We start from the raw sequence: 22,410 nt of genomic DNA on the forward strand, positions 1-22,410 counted from the left end.
AAGGCCCTCAAGAAGCGCGTCCTCGCCAAGCGGGCCCAGGCCGAGCACGACGCGGAGAGGGCTAAGGACGGTCCCTACGACGACGAGCCCGCCGACGCCACCCCCGCGGTGGTCGGCCCGCGTGCCCAGTCCGGTGGCCGTACCCGGGGCCGGGGCGGGAAGCGGCGATGACCGACATCAAGGAGCTGCTGCTCAGCCGTATCCGTGACGTCGCGGACTACCCGGAGCCGGGAGTGATGTTCAAGGACATCACCCCGCTGCTGGCGGACCCGGCGGCGTTCACCGCGCTGACGGACGCACTGGCCGAGCTGACCGTCCGGCACGGCGCCACGAAGATCGTCGGCCTGGAGGCCCGGGGCTTCATCCTGGGCGCCCCGGCCGCCGTCCGCGCCGGCGTCGGCTTCATCCCCGTGCGCAAGGCGGGCAAGCTCCCCGGGGCCACGCTCGGCCAGGCCTACGACCTGGAGTACGGCTCCGCCGAGATCGAGGTGCACGCCGAGGACCTGACCGCGGGCGACCGCGTCATGGTCATCGACGACGTCCTCGCCACCGGCGGCACCGCCGAGGCCTCCCTCCAGCTGATCCGCCGCGCGGGCGCCCAGGTCGCCGGCGTCGCGGTCCTGATGGAGCTGTCGTTCCTCCCGGGCCGACAGCGCCTGGAGACGGTTCTGGCCGGGGCCCCGCTGGAGGCCCTGATCACGGTCTGAACCCAACGGACAGCCATGCGGCGGGCGCCCCGGGATCCCTTTCCCGGGGCGCCCGCCGCGTTGCGTGCCCCGCAGGACGCGCGCCCCGAAGGGGGGCGGGGAACTCCGCGAGCAACCACACTCCACCAGCACCGGACCCCAAACCGCACACCCCGATGTCGGCCCTCGGAATCCGCCGCGCGCTCCCCGTGTTGCACGGGTAGGCCGCCCTCAATGTGGCCTGAAGGCGATCCTGGGGCGGGGGATCGCTACCATGGGTGCTCCGGAGCCTGACCGGGGGACCCGGATCGCGCACGAGGAGCCCTCTTGGCAGACGAGGCCCAGCACCTGACCGCCGCCAAGCCCGAGTCCGCCTCGGGCCCCGCGGCCAAGCCCGCGCAGCACGCGACGAAGGCGAACCCCGAGAACACCGCCCCGTCCGCGCAGGGCTCCGTCGAGCACTCCCAGTCCGCGCCCGCCGACAAGACCGACGGCCCGGCGCGCCCCAAGCCGGCCCCGCCCGAGCGCACCGCGCCCGCGCCCGCTCCGGCGCCCCCGGCCCGCCCCGCCGGAACGGGCCAGCCCGCCCGTTCCGGTTCCTCCAACCGCGTACGCGCCCGTCTCGCCCGGCTCGGCGTGCAGCGCTCCAACCCGTACAACCCGGTCCTGGAGCCGTTGCTGCGGATCGTGCGCAGCAACGACCCGAAGATCGAGACGTCGACGCTCCGCCAGATCGAGAAGGCCTACCAGGTCGCCGAGCGCTGGCACCGGGGCCAGAAGCGCAAGAGCGGCGACCCCTACATCACGCACCCGCTGGCCGTCACCACCATCCTCGCCGAGCTGGGTATGGATCCGGCCACCTTGATGGCCGGTCTGCTCCACGACACGGTCGAGGACACCGAGTACGGCCTCGACCAGCTCCGCCGCGACTTCGGCGACTCCGTCGCCCTCCTCGTCGACGGCGTCACCAAGCTGGACAAGGTCAAGTTCGGCGAGGCCGCGCAGGCCGAGACCGTGCGCAAGATGGTCGTCGCCATGGCCAAGGACCCCCGTGTCCTGGTCATCAAGCTCGCCGACCGCCTGCACAACATGCGCACCATGCGCTACCTCAAGCGCGAGAAGCAGGAGAAGAAGGCGCGCGAGACCCTGGAGATCTACGCGCCGCTCGCCCACCGCCTGGGCATGAACACCATCAAGTGGGAACTGGAGGACCTCGCCTTCGCGATCCTCTACCCCAAGATGTACGACGAGATCGTCCGCCTCGTCGCCGAGCGCGCCCCGAAGCGCGACGAGTACCTGGCCATAGTGACCGACGAGGTGCAGCAGGACCTGCGCGCGGCCCGCATCAAGGCGACCGTCACCGGCCGTCCGAAGCACTACTACAGCGTCTACCAGAAGATGATCGTCCGCGGCCGGGACTTCGCGGAGATCTACGACCTGGTCGGCATCCGCGTCCTGGTGGACACCGTCCGCGACTGCTACGCGGCCCTGGGCACCGTCCACGCCCGCTGGAACCCGGTTCCGGGGCGGTTCAAGGACTACATCGCGATGCCCAAGTTCAACATGTACCAGTCGCTGCACACGACGGTCATCGGACCCAACGGCAAGCCCGTCGAACTCCAGATCCGTACGTTCGACATGCACCGCCGCGCCGAGTACGGCATCGCCGCGCACTGGAAGTACAAGCAGGAGGCCGTCGCCGGTGCCTCCAAGGTGCGCTCGGACCAGCCGAGGACCACCGGCAAGGACGACCACCTCAACGACATGGCCTGGCTGCGGCAGCTGCTGGACTGGCAGAAGGAGACCGAGGACCCCGGAGAGTTCCTGGAGTCCCTGCGCTTCGACCTCTCCCGCAACGAGGTCTTCGTCTTCACCCCGAAGGGCGACGTCATCGCGTTGCCGGCCAGCGCGACCCCCGTCGACTTCGCGTACGCGGTCCACACCGAGGTCGGCCACCGCACCATAGGCGCCCGGGTCAACGGCCGCCTGGTCCCGCTCGAATCCACTCTCGACAACGGCGACCTGGTGGAGGTCTTCACCTCCAAGGCGGCCGGCGCGGGCCCCTCCCGCGACTGGCTCGGCTTCGTGAAGTCGCCGCGCGCCCGCAACAAGATCCGCGCCTGGTTCTCCAAGGAGCGGCGCGACGAGGCCATCGAGCAGGGCAAGGACGCCATAGTCCGCGCGATGCGCAAGCAGAACCTGCCGATCCAGCGCATCCTCACCGGCGACTCGCTCGTCACCCTGGCCCACGAGATGCGCTACCCGGACATCTCAGCGCTCTACGCGGCCATAGGCGAAGGCCATGTCTCCGCGCAGAGCGTGGTCCAGAAGCTCGTCCAGGCCCTCGGCGGCGAGGAGGCCGCCACCGAGGAGATCGACGAGGCCGTACCGCCCACCCACGGCCGCAGCCGCAAGCGGCGCGGCAGCAACGACCCCGGTGTCGTGGTCAAGGGCGTCGAGGACGTGTGGGTCAAGCTCGCCCGCTGCTGTACGCCCGTCCCAGGCGACCCCATCATCGGCTTCGTCACCCGGGGCAGTGGCGTATCGGTTCACCGCAGTGACTGCGTCAACGTCGAGTCGCTCTCCCGTGAACCCGAGCGCATCCTCGACGTCGAGTGGGCCCCGACCCAGTCCTCGGTCTTCCTCGTCGCCATACAGGTCGAGGCGCTGGACCGCAGCCGTCTGCTCTCGGACGTCACGCGCGTCCTGTCCGACCAGCACGTCAACATCCTGTCGGCAGCCGTCCAGACCTCCCGCGACCGCGTCGCCACCTCTCGCTTCACCTTCGAGATGGGCGACCCGAAGCACCTGGGCCACGTCCTGAAGGCCGTACGCGGTGTGGAGGGCGTCTATGACGTGTACCGGGTGACGTCGGCGCGACGGCCGTAGGCACGACACATGTGAGAGGGGCTCCCGTACGAACCGTACGGGAGCCCCTCTCACATGCGTCTTCGGACGTCAGCCGCCGAACTCCTGCAGACCCTTCAGCGCCTGGTCCAGCAGCGCCTGGCGGCCGTCGAGCTCACGCTGGAGCTTGTCGGCCTTGGCGTTGTTGCCCTGGGCACGGGCGGCCTCGATCTGCGTCTTCAGCTTGTCGACGGCGGCCTGCAGCTGGCCCGTGAGACCGGCCGCACGGGCGCGGGCCTCCGGGTTGGTGCGGCGCCACTCCGCCTCCTCGGCCTCCTGGATCGCCCGCTCGACCGCGTGCATCCGCCCCTCGACCTTCGGACGGGCGTCACGCGGCACGTGGCCGATGGCCTCCCACCGCTCGTTGATCGAGCGGAAGGCGGCACGTGCGGTCTTGAGATCCGTCACCGGCAGGATCTTCTCCGCCTCTCCGGCCAGCTCCTCCTTGAGCTTGAGGTTCTCCGACTGCTCCGCGTCACGCTCGGCGAACACCGAGCTGCGGGCGGCGAAGAAGACGTCCTGGGCGCCGCGGAAGCGGTTCCACAGGTCGTCCTCGTGCTCGCGCTGGGCGCGGCCGGCGGCCTTCCAGTCGGCCATCAGCTCGCGGTAGCGCGCGGCCGTCGGACCCCAGTCCGTCGAGTTCGACAGCGCCTCGGCCTCCGCGACCAGCTTCTCCTTGGTCTTGCGGGCGTCCTCGCGCTGCGCGTCGAGCTGCGCGAAGTGGGCCTTGCGACGCTTGGAGAACGCCGAGCGGGCGTGCGAGAAGCGGTGCCACAGCTCGTCGTCGGACTTGCGGTCCAGACGCGGCAGGCCCTTCCAGGTGTCCACCAGCGCCCGCAGCCGCTCACCGGCGGCCCGCCACTGATCGGACTGGGCCAGCTCCTCCGCCTCGGTGACCAGCGCCTCCTTGGCGTGCCGGGCCTCGTCGGACTGCTTGGCCCGCTGCTGCTTGCGCTCCTCGCGGCGGGCCTCGACGGTCTCGACGAGCTTGTCCAGCCGCACCTTGAGCGCGTCCAGGTCACCGACCGCGTGGTGTGCGTCGACCTGCTCGCGAATGTGGTCGATCGCGGCCTGGGCGTCCTTCGCCGACAGGTCGGTGGTCTTGACGCGCTTCTCGAGGAGGCCGATCTCGACAACCAGGCCTTCGTACTTGCGCTCGAAATAGGCCAGCGCCTCCTCGGGGGAGCCCGCCTGCCAGGAACCGACGACCTGCTCGCCGTCGGCCGTACGCACGTACACGGTCCCCGTCTCGTCGACGCGGCCCCACGGGTCGCTGCTCACAGCGCCTCCTCCACATGATGCCTGCGAGGGGCCTCAGCGCCCCCGGCATCGTCCACAGTTTCGTCACGGCCAACATAGGCGACCGGCGGGTTGCCTGTCCGCATCCCGCGCGACCGAAATTTCACTGGTGGCGGTCAGGATTTCTTGACAGTCGCCTTGTTGATGACCACGGTCGCGTTGGGTGCCGTGTTGCCGGTCTGGGGGTCCGCGGGCTGGGCACCCGCGTCGGCGATCTTCTTCAGGACCTTCATGCCGTCCTTGGAGACGGTGCCGAACGGTGTGTAGTTGGCCGGCAGCGGACTGTCCTGCGTGACCAGGAAGAACTGGCTGCCACCGCTGTTCTTGCCCTCGCCCGTCTGCGCGTTGAACTGGTTCGCCATCGCGACCGTGCCCGCCGGGTACACATCGCCCTTCAGACGCGAGTCCTTCAGGTTCTCGTCCGGGATCGTGTACCCGGGACCGCCCATGCCGGTGCCCTGCGGGTCACCGCACTGCAGGACATAGATGCCCTCGGTGGTGAGACGGTGGCACTTGGTGTGGTCCAAGTACCCCTTGTTCACCAGGAAGTCGAAGGAGTTGACGGTGCGCGGGGCCTTCGCCGCGTCCATCGTTATGGGGATGGAACCACACGTCGTCTGCAGATCCATCGTGTACTTCGCGGTCTTGTCGATGGTGAGCGCGGGTTCCTTCTTGAAGGTGAGGTCCTTCACCTTGCCCTCGGCCGGCTTCTCGCACGGGTCCGGCGCCTTGCTGGGCGACGCGCTCGCGCTCGCCTCCGCGCTCACGTTGTCCTTCTTGTCGTCGCCCTTGAGGACGTCGGTCGTGTAGAGCGCCACACTGCCCACCAGGATCACACCGAGCACCGAAGCGACCACCGCGTTGCGGACTCGTGCCTTGCGTCGCGCGGACGTGCGCCGCTGCTGCTGCCGCAAGAACTTCTCCCGGGCGAGCTGACGCCGCCGCTGATCCTGGCTGACCACGGGGTTCTCTCCTCATGCGTCTCGTACGTCGACGGGTGCGTCGCGCGTCCGTTGAGTGGACTGATTGCGTGTGACCCGTACCGTATATGGGTTCGCTGAGGAAACGGCAGCGCCGGTAGGCTCTGATCCACAGCAACCCACCCCCGTACGCCACAAGAAGGACGATCGTGCTCATTGCCGGGTTCCCCGCCGGGGCCTGGGGGACCAACTGTTATCTGGTCGCCCCCGCCGCCGGTGAGGAGTGCGTGATCATCGACCCGGGCCACCAGGCCACCCAGGGAGTCGAGGAGACGCTGAGGAAGCATCGGCTCAAGCCCGTCGCGGTCGTCCTCACCCACGGCCACCTCGACCATGTGGCCTCGGTCGTCCCGGTGTGCGGCGCGCACGACGTACCGGCGTGGATCCACCCCGAGGACCGGTACATGATGAGCGACCCGGAGAAGGCGCTCGGCCGGTCCATCGGCATGCCGCTCATGGGCGAGCTGACCGTGGGGGAGCCGGACGACGTCAAGGAGCTGACCGACGGCGCCAAGCTGGAGCTGGCCGGTCTGGAGCTGTCCGTCGCGCACGCGCCCGGCCATACCAAGGGGTCGGTGACCTTCCGGATGCCCGAGAACACGGAGATCCCCTCCGTGTTCTTCTCCGGGGATCTGCTCTTCGCCGGCTCCATCGGACGCACCGACCTGCCCGGCGGTGACATGGCCGAGATGCTCGACTCGCTGGCCCGCGTGTGCCTGCCGCTCGACGACTCGACCGTGGTGCTGTCCGGCCACGGCCCCCAGACGACCATCGGCCAGGAGCGCGCCACCAACCCGTATCTGCGGCAGGTGGCGGCGGCCGGCCAGGGAGAAGGTCCGACGACCCCTCCCCGACGAGGAATGTGACGAGAGACCTTCCGTGAGTACCTTCCAGGCCCCCAAGGGCACGTACGACCTGCTGCCCCCGGACAGCGCCAAGTACCTCGCCGTCCGCGAGGCCATCGCCGCGCCGCTGCGCGACTCCGGCTACGGGTACATCGAGACGCCCGGCTTCGAGAGCGTCGAACTGTTCGCGCGCGGTGTGGGCGAGTCCACCGACATCGTGACCAAGGAGATGTACGCCTTCGAGACCAAGGGCGGTGACAGGCTCGCCCTGCGGCCCGAGGGCACCGCCTCCGTGCTGCGCGCCGCCCTGGAGGCCAACCTCCACAAGGTCGGCAACCTCCCGGTCAAGCTCTGGTACTCCGGCTCGTACTACCGCTACGAGCGCCCCCAGAAGGGCCGCTACCGCCACTTCTCCCAGGTGGGCGCCGAGGCGATCGGCGCCGAGGACCCGGCCCTGGACGCCGAGTTGATCATCCTGGCGGACCAGGCGTACCGCTCGCTGGGCCTGAGGAACTTCCGCATCCTGCTCAACAGCCTGGGCGACAAGGAGTGCCGTCCCGTCTACCGGGCGGCGCTGCAGGAGTTCCTGCGCGGCCTCGACCTCGACGAGGACACGCTCCGCCGCGCGGAGATCAACCCGCTGCGCGTCCTCGACGACAAGCGCGAGTCGGTCCAGAAGCAGCTCGGGGACGCACCCCTGCTGCGCGACTACCTCTGCGACGCCTGCAAGGCGTACCACGAGGAAGTGCGCGAGCTGATCACGGCGGCGGGCGTCGCCTTCGAGGACGACCTCAAGCTGGTGCGCGGCCTCGACTACTACACCCGGACGACCTTCGAGTTCGTCCACGACGGTCTGGGCTCGCAGTCCGCGGTGGGCGGCGGCGGCCGCTACGACGGCCTCTCCGAGATGATCGGCGGCCCCGCGCTGCCCTCGGTCGGCTGGGCGCTCGGCGTCGACCGGACCGTCCTCGCCCTGGAGGCGGAGGGCGTCGAGCTCGAACTACCCGCCGCCACCACCGTGTTCGCCGTCCCGCTCGGCGACGAGGCCCGCCGGCTGCTGTTCACCAAGGTCACCGAATTGCGCAAGGTGGGCATCGCGGCCGACTTCGCCTACGGCGGCAAGGGCCTGAAGGGCGCGATGAAGAACGCCAACCGCAGCGGCGCGCGCTACACGATCGTGGCTGGCGAACGCGACCTCGCCGAGGGCGTCGTCCAGCTCAAGGACATGGAGTCCGGGGAGCAGGTCGCCGTCGGCGTGAACGAGATCGTGGCCGAGCTGGAGGCCCGACTGGGCTGAGTTCGAACCGTTGTCGCCCTCGTCGCCCTTTACGGGTGGCGGGGGCGACTTTTACGTCCAGCGAACGCCGCGCGCGCGAGGGTGTACGGCACAATGACCGTGCCCAGCGGCCCCTTCGACGCCATGGAATCGACGGAATCGACGTGATGAGCAAGACGACAGTCAGGGACGTCTCGACCACCGCCCGGGAACACACCGAGGCCCCGCGCACGGTGGGCGGAAGCCGGGCCTTCGCGATCCTGCTGCTGATCACCGGTGCGGCCGGGCTGCTCGCCTCCTGGGTCATCACCCTCGACAAGTTCAAGCTGCTGGAGGACCCGAACTTCACCCCCGGGTGCAGCCTCAACCCGGTCGTCTCCTGCGGCAACATCATGAAGAGCGACCAGGCATCCGTCTTCGGGTTCCCCAACCCGATGCTCGGGCTCGTCGCGTACGGCATCGTCATCTGCGTCGGCGTGAGCCTGCTCGCCCGTGCCACCTACCCGCGTTGGTACTGGCTGACCTTCAACGCGGGCACCGCCTTCGGCGTCGGCTTCGTGACCTGGCTCCAGTACCAGTCGCTGTACAACATCAACTCGCTCTGCCTGTGGTGCTGCCTCGCCTGGGTCGCCACCATCCTGATGTTCTGGTACGTCACGTCCTCCAACATCCGCAACGGGTTCCTGCCGGCCCCCGGCTGGCTGAAGGGCTTCTTCGCCGAGTTCACCTGGGTCCTGCCCGTGATGCACATCGGCATCATCGGCATGCTGATCCTGACCCGCTGGTGGGACTTCTGGACCAGCTGACGGCGGCTCCTCCGGGGGGCGGCCGCCGGGCCGGCCGCCGGGCCGACCGGACTGTCAGTGGCGTGACATAGGGTTTTCCGTGTGGAGCCCGATCTGTTCACCGCCGCAGCCGAAGAACGCCAGGAGAAGGACCCGGCCGCCAGCCCCCTGGCCGTACGGATGCGCCCGCGCACCCTGGACGAGGTCGTGGGCCAGCAGCACCTCCTGAAGCCCGGCTCGCCCCTGCGCAGACTGGTCGGCGAGTCCGGCGGCGGCCCCGCCGGCCCCTCCTCGGTGATCCTCTGGGGCCCGCCCGGCACCGGCAAGACGACCCTGGCGTACGTCGTCTCCAAGGCCACCAACAAGCGGTTCGTGGAGCTCTCCGCGATCACCGCGGGGGTCAAGGAGGTCCGCGCGGTCATCGACGGCGCCCGCCGCGCCACCGGCGGCTTCGGCAAGGAGACCGTCCTCTTCCTCGACGAGATCCACCGCTTCAGCAAGGCCCAGCAGGACTCCCTCCTCCCGGCCGTCGAGAACCGCTGGGTCACCCTCATCGCGGCGACCACGGAGAACCCGTACTTCTCGGTGATCTCCCCGCTCCTGTCCCGCTCCCTCCTCCTCACCCTCGAACCGCTCACCGACGACGACCTGCGCGGCCTGCTCCAGCGCGCCCTCACCGACGAGCGCGGCCTGAAGCGCGCCGTCACCCTCCCCGAGGACACCGAGGGGCACCTCCTGCGGATCGCCGGCGGAGACGCCCGCCGCGCCCTGACCGCCCTGGAGGCCGCGGCCGGCGCGGCCCTCGACAAGGGGGAGGCGGAGATCGGTCTCCAGACGCTGGAGGAGACCGTCGACCGCGCCGCCGTGAAGTACGACCGCGACGGCGACCAGCACTACGACGTGGCCAGCGCCCTGATCAAGTCCATCCGCGGTTCCGACGTGGACGCCGCGCTGCACTACCTGGCGCGGATGATCGAGGCCGGTGAGGACCCCCGGTTCATCGCCCGCCGACTGATGATCTCCGCCAGCGAGGACATCGGCCTGGCCGATCCGAACGCGCTGCCCATAGCCGTCGCCGCCGCCCAGGCCGTCGCCATGATCGGCTTCCCCGAGGCCGCGCTCACCCTCAGCCACGCCACCATCGCCCTCGCCCTGGCCCCGAAGTCGAACGCGGCGACGACGGCCATCGGCGCGGCCATGGAGGACGTGAGGAAGGGCCTGGCCGGTCCGGTGCCCCCGCACCTGCGGGACGGGCACTACAAAGGCGCGGCCAAACTCGGGCACGCCCAGGGGTATGTGTACCCGCACGACCTCCCCGAGGGCATCGCCGCCCAGCAGTACGCACCGGACGCCATCAAGGAGCGGGAGTACTACACCCCGACCCGGCACGGCGCCGAGGCCCGGTACGCCGACGCGGTGGAGTGGACCAGGAAGAACCTCGGTCGGAAGCAGTCCTGAACCCCCTGTAGACTCCTCCACAGTGCTGCGTCCCGTGTCCGGCTCCGGTCGGCGCCTCAGGCGGGACATCCAGCCGGATCTTCGGATCCAGGAGCGTCGCGCACCGTCGTAGGTGTCGCGGGCAGCCCACCACCACTCGGATTCCCGGGACCGGTCGGTGGGCCGTTCGTGTGCTGCACGTATGTGCCCAGACCAGGGGAGCGGCTACCCGACATGTCCCTCGCGGGCCTGACGGGATTCCCCGGCTGCGGATGCGACCTCCCGTAACCCTGAGGCAGCCGAAGAGAAGGAAAAGGAAAAGAAGTGGCGAACCAGTCCCGCCCCAAGGTCAAGAAGTCGCGTGCCCTCGGCATCGCGCTGACCCCGAAGGCCGTCAAGTACTTCGAGGCCCGCCCCTACCCGCCGGGTGAGCACGGCCGTGGCCGCAAGCAGAACTCGGACTACAAGGTCCGTCTGCTCGAGAAGCAGCGTCTGCGCGCGCAGTACGACGTGTCCGAGCGCCAGCTCGTCCGCGCCTACGAGCGTGCCTCCAAGGTCCAGGGCAAGACCGGTGAGGCCCTGATCATCGAGCTCGAGCGCCGTCTCGACGCGCTGGTCCTGCGTTCGGGCATCGCCCGCACGATCTACCAGGCCCGCCAGATGGTCGTCCACGGCCACATCGAGGTCAACGGCCACAAGGTCGACAAGCCGTCCTTCCGTGTCAAGCCGGACGACGTCGTCATGGTCCGTGAGCGCAGCCGTCAGAAGCCGCTGTTCGAGGTCGCCCGCGAGGGTGGCTTCGCCGCCGACGGCGAGACCCCGCGCTACCTCCAGGTGAACCTGAAGGCCCTGGCCTTCCGCCTGGACCGCGACCCGAACCGCAAGGAGATCCCGGTCATCTGCGACGAGCAGCTCGTCGTCGAGTACTACGCCCGTTGATCCTCTTTCGACGGACGTAGTACATACGCACCGAGCGTCAGCCCGTCGTCCCCCCGCCCTCCTGGGCGGGCGGGACGGCGGGCTCTCGCCTTGCTACGGCGAGACCGCGGCGGGCCGGCGGCGGTCTCCGCGCTGCGCCTTAATGCGGTACAGAGCGATCGCCGCGGCGCGATAGGCTCGGGACACGACTTTCGACGTTCAGGCATGTTCCAGGGAGCGGGTGCAGACAGTGTCCGGTGGAGAGGTGGCCGGGATCCTGGTGGCCGTCTTCTGGGCGATCCTGGTCTCCTTCCTCGCCGTCGCGCTGGCGAGGCTGGCCCAGACGCTCAAGGCGACCACCAAGCTCGTCGCGGACGTGACCGACCAGGCCGTCCCCCTCCTCGCCGACGCGTCCACCGCGGTCCGCTCCGCGCAGACCCAGATCGAGCGGGTCGACGCCATCGCGTCCGACGTCCAGGAGGTCACGTCGAACGCCTCGGCGCTCTCCACGACCGTCGCGTCCACCTTCGGCGGCCCCCTCGTGAAGGTCGCCGCCTTCGGCTACGGCGTACGCCGGGCCATGGGCGGCCGCCGGGAGGGCGAGCCCGCCAAGGAACAGCGTCGTACCGTGATCGTGGGACGCACCGTTCCGGGCACGCGCCGAAGCAGGCGTGACACCCGTGGAAAGAAGGACTGACCGAGCGATGTTCCGCCGTACGTTCTGGTTCACCACAGGGGTCGCCGCCGGAGTGTGGGCCACCACCAAGGTCAACCGCAAGCTGAAGCAGCTCACCCCCGAACACCTCGCCACCCAGGCCGCGCACAAGGCGGTCGAGGCGGGCCACAGGATCAAGGACCGGGCCGTCCACTTCGCGCTCGACGTCCGCGACAACATGGCCCAGCGGGAGGCCGAGTTGGGCGAGGCACTCGGTATCGAGGCCAACCCCGACACGTACCCGGAGCTTCCGGCCCCCCGGCGCGTGGTCGCCATCGAGAACAGCAACACCCCGAAGTACAGCAGGAATCCGAGGTACGTCGACAACTCGTCGTACCCGTACAACCGGAATGAGGACCACTGATGGAGTCGGCCGAGATTCGTCGCCGCTGGTTGAGCTTCTTCGAGGAGCGCGGTCACACCGTTGTCCCTTCGGCGTCGCTCATCGCGGACGACCCGACTCTGCTCCTGGTCAACGCGGGCATGGTCCCCTTCAAGCCCTACTTCCTCGGTGAGGTCAAGCCGCCCTTCGCCCGCGCCACCAGCGTGCAGAAGTGTGTCCGTACGCCGGACATCGAAGAGGTCGGCAAGACCACCCGGCACGGCACGTTCTTCCAGATGTGCGGCAACTTCTCCTTCGGCGACTACTTCAAGGAAGGCGCCATCAAGCACGCCTGGGAGCTGCTCACCAGCCCCCAGGACAAGGGTGGTTACGGCCTGGAGCCGGAGAAGCTCTGGATCACCGTCTACAAGGACGACGACGAGGCCGAGCGCATCTGGCACGAGCAGATCGGCGTGCCGAAGGAGCGCATCCAGCGCCTCGGCATGAAGGACAACTACTGGTCCATGGGCGTCCCCGGCCCGTGCGGCCCGTGTTCCGAGATCAACTACGACCGCGGCCCGGAGTTCGGCGTCGAGGGCGGCCCCGCCGTCAACGACGAGCGGTACGTGGAGATCTGGAACCTGGTCTTCATGCAGTACGAGCGCGGCGAGGGCACCTCGAAGGAGGACTTCGAGATCCTCGGCGAGCTGCCCAGCAAGAACATCGACACGGGCCTCGGCCTGGAGCGCCTCGCCATGATTCTGCAGGGCGTGCAGAACATGTACGAGATCGACACCTCCATGGCGGTCATCAACAAGGCCACCGAGCTGACCGGCGTCCGCTACGGCGACGCCAAGGCCTCCGACGTCTCCCTGCGCGTGGTCACCGACCACATCCGCACCGCCGTGATGCTCATCGGCGACGGCGTCACCCCCGGCAACGAGGGCCGCGGCTACGTCCTGCGCCGCATCATGCGCCGCGCCATCCGCAACATGCGCCTCCTCGGCGCCACCGGCCCGGTCGTCAAGGACCTCATCGACGTCGTCATCGGCATGATGGGTCAGCAGTACCCCGAGCTGATCACCGACCGCGAGCGCATCGAGAAGGTGGCTCTCGCCGAGGAGAACGCCTTCCTCAAGACGCTGAAGGCCGGCACCAACATCCTCGACACCGCCGTGACCGAGACCAAGGCCACCGGTGGCCAGGTCCTCGCCGGCGACAAGGCCTTCCTGCTCCACGACACCTGGGGCTTCCCGATCGACCTCACCCTGGAGATGGCCGCCGAACAGGGCCTCTCCGTGGACGAGGACGGCTTCCGCCGCCTGATGAAGGAACAGCGGGACCGCGCCAAGGCCGACGCCCGCGCCAAGAAGACCGGCCACGCCGACCTCGGCGCCTACCGCGAGATCGCCGACGCCGCCGGCGAGACCGAGTTCATCGGCTACTCGGACACCGAGGGCGAGTCCACGGTCGTCGGCATCCTCGTCGACGGCCTCTCCTCGCCCGCCGCCACCGAGGGCGACGAGGTCGAGATCGTCCTCGACCGCACCCCGTTCTACGCCGAGGGCGGCGGCCAGATCGGCGACACCGGCCGGATCAAGGTCGACTCCGGTGCCGTCATCGAGATCCGCGACTGCCAGAAGCCGGTACCGGGCGTGTACGTCCACAAGGGCGTCGTCCAGGTCGGCGAGGTGACCGTCGGCGCCAAGGCCCAGGCCTCGATCGACGGCCGCCGCCGTACGGCCATCGCCCGCGCCCACTCGGCCACCCACCTCACCCACCAGGCCCTGCGTGACGCCCTCGGTCCGACGGCCGCCCAGGCCGGTTCCGAGAACCAGCCGGGCCGCTTCCGCTTCGACTTCGGCTCCCCGTCCGCCGTTCCGACGGCCGTGATGACCGACGTCGAGCAGAAGATCAACGAGGTGCTCTCCCGCGACCTGGACGTCCACGCGGAGATCCTGAGCCTCGACGAGGCCAAGAAGCAGGGCGCCATCGCCGAGTTCGGCGAGAAGTACGGTGAGCGCGTCCGCGTCGTCACCATCGGCGACTTCTCCAAGGAGCTGTGCGGCGGCACGCACGTCCACAACACCTCGCAGCTCGGCCTGGTCAAGCTGCTCGGCGAGTCCTCGATCGGCTCCGGTGTGCGCCGCATCGAGGCCCTGGTCGGCGTCGACGCCTACAACTTCCTCGCCCGTGAGCACACGGTCGTCGCCCAGCTCCAGGAGCTGATCAAGGGCCGTCCCGAGGAGCTTCCGGAGAAGGTCTCCGCCATGCTCGGCAAGCTCAAGGACGCCGAGAAGGAGATCGAGAAGTTCCGCGCCGAGAAGGTGCTGCAGGCCGCCGCCGGTCTTGCCGAGTCCGCCAAGGACGTCTCCGGCGTGGCTCTCGTGACCGGACAGGTCCCGGACGGCACCACCGCCGACGACCTCCGCAAGCTCGTCCTCGACGTCCGCGGACGCATCCAGGGCGGCCGGGCCGTCGTGGTCGCCCTGTTCACCGTCGTGAACGGCAAGCCGCTGACGGTCATCGCCACCAACGAGGCCGCCCGCGAGCGCGGCCTCAAGGCCGGTGACCTGGTCCGTACGGCCGCCAAGACGCTCGGCGGCGGCGGTGGCGGCAAGCCGGACGTCGCCCAGGGCGGCGGCCAGAACCCGGCCGCCGTCGGCGAGGCCGTGGACGCGGTCGAGCGCCTGGTCGCCGAGACGGCCAAGTGAGCACCACGGATCCCACGAGCGAAGGCGACGGTCCGGCCATGCGCCGTGGCCGTCGCCTCGCGATCGACGTCGGGGACGCCCGTATCGGGGTCGCCTCCTGCGACCCCGACGGGATCCTCGCCACCCCCGTCGAGACGGTTCCCGGACGCGATGTCCCCGCAGCTCAGCGTCGACTGAGACAACTGGTCGACGAATACGTACCCATCGAGGTAATCGTCGGCCTGCCACGCTCTCTCAAAGGGGGAGAAGGCCCGGCCGCAGTCAAGGTGCGGGGTTTCGCCCAGGAGTTGGCCCGCATGATCGCGCCGGTTCCGGTCAGACTCATCGACGAGAGGATGACCACAGTGACAGCCGGTCAAGGACTTCGTGCCTCAGGTGTGAAATCCAAGAAGGGCAGGTCGGTCATCGACCAGGCAGCGGCCGTGATCATTCTGCAACAAGCGCTGGAATCCGAACGGGCGTCAGGCAATGCACCGGGCGAGGGCGTCGAAGTGGTCATCTGATCGCGATACGGTAACGTTCCGCGCGATGTGGTGGCCTTCGAACAGCCACCGCACAAATAGAGGCGGGGACGACAGCCGAGCCACAGGCCCCGCGTGACCGCCGCCTCGCGGCTCTAGGGGATCGATGACTGAGTATGGCCGGGGCCCAGGCTCCGAACCGTGGCATCCGGACGACCCGTTGTACGGGGACGGCGGATGGGACGGACAGCAGGCCCAGGGAGGCCAGCAGTCCGCCTACGGCGGCCAGCCGCAGCAGCACTACCCGGAGCAGCAGCAGTACCAGCAGCACTACGACAACGGCAACGGTCACGGCGGCTGGGGCAACGGCCATCAGGACGCCTACACCCAGCAGCAGTACCAGCAGGAGTACGGCGACCCGGGGCAGCAGTACCCCGGCCAGCAGCAGCCACAGCACCACCAGCAGTACACCGGCCATGGTGAGCAGCAGTACGGCCAGGGCAACGGGGGCTGGAACGACGGAACTGCCCAGCACCAGCAGGGCACTTACGCCGCCGACCCGAACGACCCCTACGGGGGGCAGCAGCAAGCCATGGCCTACGGCGGCGGCCAGCAGGACTTCTACGGAACGCCGGACGCGTATCCGCCGCCGGAGCCGCCGTCTCGCCGGGGCACGGAAACTCCGCCGGCGCCGGCCCCGGCTCCGGAGCCCGAGGCGGAGAAGCAGCCGGCCACGGACCGGACGGACTGGGACCCCGGGCCGGACCAGGGCGAGCACGCGTTCTTCGCGGGCGGCGGCGGTGACGAGGACGATGACGACGAGGCGGAGGGCCGCGGCGGCCGCGGTGACCGGAAGAGCCGCGGCGGAAAGCCCAAGAAACCGGGCAAGGGCGGCAAGAAGCGCCGCAGCGGGTGCGCCTGCCTGGTGGTCGTCATGGTCTTCGGCGGCGGATTCGCCGGTGTGAGCTACTTCGGCTACCAGTTCTTCCAGAGCCGCTTCGGCGAGGCCCCTGACTACTCGGGCAACGGCACGAACGAGACGGTCACGATCACGGTCGCCAAGGGTGAGTTCGGGTCGGCGATCGGGCAGAAGCTGAAGACGGCCGGGGTCGTCAAGAGTGTGGATGCTTTCACTGCCGCGCTGGCGCAGAATCCCGACAGGCCCGATATTCAGGCGGGCGTTTATCTCCTCAAGAAGGAGATGTCCGCTGAAAGCGCTATCGCCCTCATGCTCGATCCGAAGAGTCAGAACAACTTCACCGTCACCGAAGGTGAACGGAACAACTCGGTCTATGCGAAGATCGACACGGAGTTGGGCCTCGACAAGGGGACGACCAAGGAGATCGCGGAAAAGAAGTTCGACACCCTCGGCCTCCCCAAGTGGGCCAACGACAACGACGACATCAAGGATCCGCTGGAAGGATTCCTCTACCCGTCCACCTATCCGGTCGCCAAGGACATGAAGCCCGAGCAGGTCCTCAAGGAAATGATCGACCTTGCGAAGGCGAAATACGAGCAGTTCGATCTGGTCGGCAAGGCCAAGGGGTTGAAGCTGGAGAATCCGCTTCAGGTCCTCACTGTCGCGAGCCTCGTACAGGCCGAGGGAAACAACAAGAAGGACTACAAGAAGATCGCGCGAGTCGTCTACAACCGCCTTGAGCCCAACAACGCGGAGACGGCCGGTCTGCTCGACTTCGACTCGACGGTCAATTACCTGCGCGGTGAATCCAAGTTGGCGACCGGCTCGGTCGACTCGCTGCGGCGGATCGACGACCCGTACAACACGTACAAGGTGTATGGATTGCCGCCCGGGCCGATCGGGAATCCCGGCGACGAGGCGATCGAGGGAGCCCTCAAGCCGGCCAAGGGCGACTGGTACTACTTCGTCTCGATCAACGAGGACGAGACGCTCTTCGCCGTGACCAACGAAGAGCACAACAAGAACCGCAGGAAGTACCAGGAAGCGCAGAACGCACAATGAGCCGCACCGCCAGCAAGAACCGTGCCGCCGTGCTCGGTTCGCCGATCGCCCACTCGCTCTCGCCGGTGCTGCACCGGGCCGCCTACGCCGAACTCGGGCTCACCGACTGGTCGTACGACCGTTTCGAGGTCGACGAGGAGGCGCTGCCCGGGTTCGTCGAGCAGCTCGGGCCGGAGTGGGCGGGTCTGTCGCTGACGATGCCGCTCAAGCGGGCGGTCATTCCGCTGCTGGACGAGATCACCGAGACGGCCACCTCCGTCGAGGCCGTCAACACGATCGTGTTCACCGAGGACGGACGGCGCGTCGGCGACAACACGGATATCCCCGGCATGGTGGCCGCCCTGCGGGAGCGCGGCATCGAGCAGGTGGAGTCGGCGGCCATCCTCGGCGCGGGTGCCACGGCCTCCTCCGCGCTGGCCGCGCTCGCCCGGATCTGCACGGGTGAGGTCGTGGCGTACGTCCGGAGCGAGGCGCGGGCCGCCGAGATGCGGCAGTGGGGCGAGCGGCTGGACGTCGAGGTGCGTACAGCGGACTGGGCGGAGGCCGAGCGGGCGCTGCGCGCCCCGCTGGTCATCGCCACGACTCCGGCCGGGGCGACGGATGCGCTCTCCGGAGCCGTGCCTGAGCGGCCGACGACGCTGTTCGACGTGCTGTACCACCCGTGGCCGACGGAACTCGCCGCGCGCTGGTCGGCCTACGGCGGTGCCGTCCTCAGTGGGCTGGATCTCCTCGTCCACCAGGCGGTTCTGCAGGTCGAGCAGATGACGGGGTGCAAGACGGCGCCGGTGGCGGCGATGCGGGCCGCGGGGGAGCGGGCGCTGGCTGAGCGGGGCTGAGTCTCCCTAGTGCGCTGAGCGCGGTGGCGGAGACGGGACGACCTGGCGCGGTCCCCGCCACTCGGCGCCCGTCGCCCCCGTCCGTCTGCTGGACCCGTGACCGGCTCGCGCCCCGGACGTGGGAGGATCGGAGGTGGCGGGCCGGGGCCGCGCACCCGGTAGCCGTCGCCGTACGCGAGGACGCGCGTACACGCAGGCAGGACGCAGTACCGGGCGCGAGCACTGAGGAGCACCGTTGAGCAGGTTGCGCTGGCTGACCGCGGGGGAGTCCCACGGTCCCGCACTTGTCGCGACGCTGGAGGGCCTTCCCGCCGGCGTGCCGATCACCACGGAGATGGTGGCGGACCACCTGGCCCGGCGGCGCCTGGGCTATGGACGCGGTGCCCGGATGAAGTTCGAGCGCGACGAGGTCACCTTCCTCGGCGGTGTACGGCACGGCCTCACCATGGGCTCCCCGGTGGCGATCATGGTCGGGAACACCGAGTGGCCGAAGTGGGAGCAGGTCATGTCCGCCGACCCGGTCGACCCGGAGATCCTGGCCGGACTCGCCCGCAACGCTCCGCTGACCCGCCCCCGGCCCGGTCACGCGGACCTGGCCGGTATGCAGAAGTACGGCTTCGACGAGGCCCGGCCGGTGCTGGAGCGGGCCTCCGCCCGGGAGACCGCCGCCCGCGTGGCCCTCGGTGCCGTCGCCCGGTCGTACCTGAAGGAGACGGCCGGGATCGAGATCGTCAGCCACGTGGTCGAGCTGGCAGGCGCCAAGGCCCCGCAGGGCGTGTACCCGACCCCCGCGGACGTGGACAGGCTGGACGCGGACCCGGTGCGCTGCCTGGACGCCGACGCGTCGAAGGCGATGGTCGCGGAGATCGACCAGGCCCACAAGGACGGCGACACCCTCGGCGGCGTCGTCGAGATCCTGGCCTACGGCGTGCCCGTGGGCCTCGGCTCGCACGTCCACTGGGACCGCAAGCTGGACGCCCGACTCGCCGGGGCGCTGATGGGCATCCAGGCCATCAAGGGCGTCGAGATCGGCGACGGCTTCGAGCTGGCGCGGGTGCCCGGCTCCAAGGCGCACGACGAGATCGTGAACACCCCCGAGGGCATCCGCCGGGTCTCCGGCCGCTCCGGCGGCACCGAAGGCGGGCTCACCACGGGCGAGCTGCTGCGCGTCCGCGCGGCCATGAAGCCGATCGCGACCGTGCCGCGCGCACTGCAGACCGTCGACGTGACCACGGGCGAGGCCGCGCAGGCCCACCACCAGCGCTCCGACGTCTCCGCCGTGCCGGCGGCCGGCATCGTCGCCGAGGCGATGGTGGCCCTGGTGCTGGCCGACGCGGTGGCCGAGAAGTTCGGCGGCGACAGCGTCACCGAGACGGCCCGCAACGTCCGCTCCTACCTCGACCACCTCGCGATCCGGTGAGCCCGGTGCCTCTGGTCGTCCTCGTCGGCCCCATGGGCGTGGGCAAGTCCACCGTCGGACAGCAGCTCGCCGAGCGGCTCGGCGTCGCCTACCGCGACACCGACGACGACATCGTGGCCGAGCAGGGCCGCGCGATCGCGGAGATCTTCGTCGACGAGGGCGAGCCCGCTTTCCGCGCCATCGAGAAGCGGGCCGTGCACACGGCGCTCGCGGGCCACGACGGCGTCCTCGCCCTCGGCGGCGGCGCGATCCTCGACGCCGACACCCGGGCCCTGCTCGTGGGACAGCGCGTCGTGTACCTCTCGATGGACGTCGAGGAGGCCGTCAAGCGCACCGGCCTCAACGCCGCCCGCCCCCTGCTGGCCGTCAACCCCCGCAAGCAGTGGCGGGAGTTGATGGAGGCCCGGCGCAACCTCTACGAGGAGGTCGCCACGGCTGTCGTCGCCACCGACGGCCGCACGCCCGAGGAAGTCACCCGGGCGGTCCTGGACGCACTGGAGTTGAAGGAAGCATGAGCGAGACAGTGACCCGTATCCAGGTCGGCGGTACGGCGGGCACCGAGCCGTACGAGGTCCTGGTGGGGCGTCAACTCCTCGGCGAACTGGGTGGGTTGATCGGCAACCGGGCCAAGCGGGTCGCGGTGATCCACCCCGAGGCGCTGGCGGACACCGGTGAGGCGCTGCGCGCGGATCTGGCGGAGCAGGGCTTCGAGACCGTCGCGATCCAGGTGCCGAACGCGGAGGAGGCCAAGACCGCCGAGGTCGCCGCGTACTGCTGGAAGGCGCTCGGCCAGTCCGGGTTCACCCGCACCGATGTCATCGTCGGTGTCGGCGGCGGCGCCACCACGGACCTGGCCGGCTTCGTGGCGGCCACCTGGCTGCGCGGGGTCCGCTGGATCGCCATCCCCACCACCGTCCTCGCCATGGTGGACGCCGCCGTCGGCGGCAAGACCGGCATCAACACGGCCGAGGGCAAGAACCTGGTGGGTGCGTTCCACCCGCCGGCCGGGGTGTTGTGCGACCTGGCCGCGCTGGACTCCCTGCCGGTCAACGACTACGTCTCCGGCCTGGCCGAGATCATCAAGGCCGGTTTCATCGCCGACCCGGCGATCCTGGACCTGATCGAGTCCGACCCGCAGGCCGCCCGCACCCCCGCCGGGCCGCACACCTCCGAGCTGATCGAGCGGTCGATCCGGGTCAAGGCCGAGGTCGTCTCCGGCGACCTCAAGGAGTCCGGGCGCCGCGAGATCCTCAACTACGGGCACACCCTGGCCCACGCGATCGAGAAGAACGAGCGCTACCAGTGGCGGCACGGCGCGGCCGTGTCCGTCGGTATGCACTTCGCGGCCGAACTGGGCCGTCTGGCCGGCCGGTTGGACGACGCCACCGCCGACCGCCACCGCACGGTCCTGGAGTCCGTCGGGCTGCCGCTGACCTACCGCTACGACCAGTGGCCGAGGCTGCTGGAGACGATGAAGGTCGACAAGAAGTCCCGGGGCGACCTGCTGCGCTTCATCGTCCTGGACGGTCTGGCCAAGCCCACCGTCCTGGAAGGACCCGACCCGGCGATCCTGCTCGCCGCCTACGGCGAAGTGGGCCAGTAACGCCCGCTCGGGCACCAGTTGCCCGATTCGCCTTGTGTCCCTGGCCACTTGGGCACTTCGGGCTGCCCCCGGCCGTTCACCAAAGGGCGGCCGGGGACGGTACCGTTCGGTGAGGGCGGGGTCGTAAGACCCCGCTCGCCAGTGTCGATGTGACTGTACGAGACGGAGTGGCACCGGATGCAGCACGCAGTGGGAGCTCCGCTGCCGCCGCCCCATCGGCCGGGGCAGGACCCGGCGGCCCCGTGGTCGCCGACCGCGAACCACCAGGGACACCCGGCACCCCCGCACCCCGGAGCACCGGGCGCGAACCCGCCGGGGCACCCCGGTGCGGGCCACCCCGTTCCTCCGGGCACGCACCCCGGCGCCGTACCGTCGCCCCCGCCCGCGCCGGCGGCTCCGCCCACCCCGGCCGCACCGCCCGTCTCGGCACCCCCACCCGCCCCTCCCGGCTCGGTGCCCCCCGCGCCGGGCTTCGCCGGCGGCCCCGGGCACCCGCACCCCGCCGCCCCGCAGCAGACGGCGATGCCTCGGGACACCACCGGACACGTGCAACTGCCGCCGGGCGGCCCCGTCACCATGCCGCCGCCCGCCACCGGCGCCCCCGACGTCACGACCACCACACTCGCGGTCCTGCTCATCGGGCCCGCCGGAGCGGGCAAGACCAGCGTCGCCAAGTACTGGGCGGACCACCGCCGGGTGCCCACCGCGCACATCAGCCTGGACGACGTGCGCGAGTGGGTGCGCTCGGGCTTCGCGGACCCACAGTCCGGGTGGAACGACAACTCCGAGGCGCAGTATCGTCTCGCCCGCCGCACCTGCGGCTTCTCCGCCAGGAACTTCCTGGCCAACGGCATCTCCTGCATCCTCGACGACGCCGTCTTCCCCGACCGCCCGGTCGTCGGCCTCGGCGGCTGGAAGCGGCACGTCGGCCCCGGCCTGCTCCCGGTCGTCCTCCTCCCGGGCCTGGAGATTGTCCTCGAACGCAACGCCGAGCGCTCGGGCAACCGCCGTCTCACCGACGAAGAGGTGGCCCGCATCCACGGCCGGATGGCGGGCTGGTACGGCTCGGGCCTCCCGATCATCGACAACTCCCAGCTGGATGTCCCGGCCACGGCGAGGGTCCTGGACGAGGTCCTGGCGAGGTCGATCGCCAGCCCTCCGAAGTGGTGACCACGTCCCACTGAAGCCGCGCCCCGAAAGGGGCGCGGGGAACTGCGCGACAAGC

19 protein-coding genes are annotated in these 22,410 nt (G+C 69.9%); 17 read left to right on the plus strand and 2 right to left on the minus strand.

The features are described from left to right. Nucleotides 1-176: 176 nt before the first annotated feature. Together ACZ9QC_RS34900 and ACZ9QC_RS34905 are read left to right on the plus strand one after the other, a co-directional pair. Nucleotides 177-707 (plus strand): adenine phosphoribosyltransferase, encoded by a 531-nt coding sequence (locus ACZ9QC_RS34900; protein ID WP_472921898.1) that lies wholly within the window; start codon nt 177-179, stop codon nt 705-707. Nucleotides 708-1,013: 306 nt separating this feature from the next. Next, nucleotides 1,014-3,575 carry a RelA/SpoT family protein gene (locus tag ACZ9QC_RS34905; RefSeq protein WP_472916733.1) on the plus strand — a complete coding sequence of 854 codons (2,562 nt, stop codon included), beginning with the start codon at nt 1,014-1,016 and terminating at the stop codon, nt 3,573-3,575. Between the two features lie 69 nt (nt 3,576-3,644). Here ACZ9QC_RS34905 and ACZ9QC_RS34910 read toward each other — a convergent pair whose 3' ends face one another. Both ACZ9QC_RS34910 and ACZ9QC_RS34915 read right to left on the minus strand, forming a co-directional pair. Then, complete coding sequence (locus ACZ9QC_RS34910) at nt 3,645-4,874, minus strand: DUF349 domain-containing protein (RefSeq protein ID WP_184896362.1); 1,230 nt, start codon at nt 4,872-4,874, stop codon at nt 3,645-3,647. A 134-nt stretch (nt 4,875-5,008) separates the two neighbouring features. After that, nucleotides 5,009-5,854: a peptidylprolyl isomerase gene (locus ACZ9QC_RS34915; protein ID WP_472916734.1), complete on the minus strand. Its 846-nt coding sequence runs from the start codon at nt 5,852-5,854 to the stop codon at nt 5,009-5,011. 167 nt (nt 5,855-6,021) lie between these two features. Between ACZ9QC_RS34915 and ACZ9QC_RS34920 the strand changes: the two genes are divergently transcribed. From ACZ9QC_RS34920 to ACZ9QC_RS34990, 15 genes are all read left to right on the plus strand, one after another. Continuing rightward, nucleotides 6,022-6,738, plus strand: a complete 717-nt coding sequence (locus tag ACZ9QC_RS34920; RefSeq protein ID WP_472916735.1) for an MBL fold metallo-hydrolase — start codon at nt 6,022-6,024, stop codon at nt 6,736-6,738. A gap of 13 nt (nt 6,739-6,751) precedes the next feature. Beyond that, nucleotides 6,752-8,014 carry a histidine--tRNA ligase gene (hisS, locus tag ACZ9QC_RS34925; protein WP_472916736.1) on the plus strand — a complete coding sequence of 421 codons (1,263 nt, stop codon included), beginning with the start codon at nt 6,752-6,754 and terminating at the stop codon, nt 8,012-8,014. Between the two features lie 146 nt (nt 8,015-8,160). Beyond that, the gene (locus ACZ9QC_RS34930) at nt 8,161-8,799 is read left to right on the plus strand and encodes a vitamin K epoxide reductase family protein (protein ID WP_472916737.1); all 639 of its coding nucleotides are present in this window, start codon (nt 8,161-8,163) and stop codon (nt 8,797-8,799) included. An 81-nt stretch (nt 8,800-8,880) separates the two neighbouring features. Then, nucleotides 8,881-10,236: a replication-associated recombination protein A gene (locus tag ACZ9QC_RS34935; RefSeq protein ID WP_472916738.1), complete on the plus strand. Its 1,356-nt coding sequence runs from the start codon at nt 8,881-8,883 to the stop codon at nt 10,234-10,236. 303 nt (nt 10,237-10,539) lie between these two features. Next, on the plus strand, nt 10,540-11,154 hold the full coding sequence (rpsD, locus tag ACZ9QC_RS34940; RefSeq protein ID WP_033532580.1) for a 30S ribosomal protein S4: 615 nt from the start codon (nt 10,540-10,542) through the stop codon (nt 11,152-11,154). 229 nt (nt 11,155-11,383) lie between these two features. After that, nucleotides 11,384-11,830 carry a DUF948 domain-containing protein gene (locus ACZ9QC_RS34945; protein WP_472921899.1) on the plus strand — a complete coding sequence of 149 codons (447 nt, stop codon included), beginning with the start codon at nt 11,384-11,386 and terminating at the stop codon, nt 11,828-11,830. Between the two features lie 7 nt (nt 11,831-11,837). Beyond that, nucleotides 11,838-12,212, plus strand: coding sequence for a hypothetical protein (locus ACZ9QC_RS34950; RefSeq protein WP_472916739.1), 375 nt, complete (start codon nt 11,838-11,840; stop codon nt 12,210-12,212). Then, on the plus strand, nt 12,212-14,884 hold the full coding sequence (gene alaS / locus ACZ9QC_RS34955) for an alanine--tRNA ligase (RefSeq protein WP_472916740.1): 2,673 nt from the start codon (nt 12,212-12,214) through the stop codon (nt 14,882-14,884). The genes ACZ9QC_RS34950 and alaS overlap by 1 nt, the downstream gene beginning before the upstream one ends. A gap of 38 nt (nt 14,885-14,922) precedes the next feature. Beyond that, the gene (gene ruvX / locus ACZ9QC_RS34960) at nt 14,923-15,387 is read left to right on the plus strand and encodes a Holliday junction resolvase RuvX (protein WP_472921900.1); all 465 of its coding nucleotides are present in this window, start codon (nt 14,923-14,925) and stop codon (nt 15,385-15,387) included. Between the two features lie 124 nt (nt 15,388-15,511). Then, a complete protein-coding gene (mltG, locus tag ACZ9QC_RS34965; RefSeq protein ID WP_472916741.1) occupies nt 15,512-17,326 on the plus strand; it encodes an endolytic transglycosylase MltG in 1,815 nt (604 codons plus the stop codon). Next, on the plus strand, nt 17,323-18,162 hold the full coding sequence (locus tag ACZ9QC_RS34970; RefSeq protein ID WP_472916742.1) for a shikimate dehydrogenase: 840 nt from the start codon (nt 17,323-17,325) through the stop codon (nt 18,160-18,162). The genes mltG and ACZ9QC_RS34970 overlap by 4 nt, the downstream gene beginning before the upstream one ends. Nucleotides 18,163-18,397: 235 nt before the next feature. Further along, nucleotides 18,398-19,582 carry a chorismate synthase gene (gene aroC / locus ACZ9QC_RS34975; RefSeq protein WP_472916743.1) on the plus strand — a complete coding sequence of 395 codons (1,185 nt, stop codon included), beginning with the start codon at nt 18,398-18,400 and terminating at the stop codon, nt 19,580-19,582. 32 nt (nt 19,583-19,614) lie between these two features. Beyond that, nucleotides 19,615-20,097: a shikimate kinase gene (locus ACZ9QC_RS34980; protein WP_472921901.1), complete on the plus strand. Its 483-nt coding sequence runs from the start codon at nt 19,615-19,617 to the stop codon at nt 20,095-20,097. Beyond that, complete coding sequence (aroB, locus tag ACZ9QC_RS34985; protein WP_472916744.1) at nt 20,094-21,185, plus strand: 3-dehydroquinate synthase; 1,092 nt, start codon at nt 20,094-20,096, stop codon at nt 21,183-21,185. Before ACZ9QC_RS34980 ends, aroB begins: the two co-directional genes overlap by 4 nt. Nucleotides 21,186-21,362: 177 nt before the next feature. Further along, nucleotides 21,363-22,355 carry an AAA family ATPase gene (locus tag ACZ9QC_RS34990; RefSeq protein WP_472916745.1) on the plus strand — a complete coding sequence of 331 codons (993 nt, stop codon included), beginning with the start codon at nt 21,363-21,365 and terminating at the stop codon, nt 22,353-22,355. Nucleotides 22,356-22,410: the final 55 nt, after the last annotated feature.

It is taken from the genome of Streptomyces sp. HUAS MS02 (assembly GCF_055702265.1).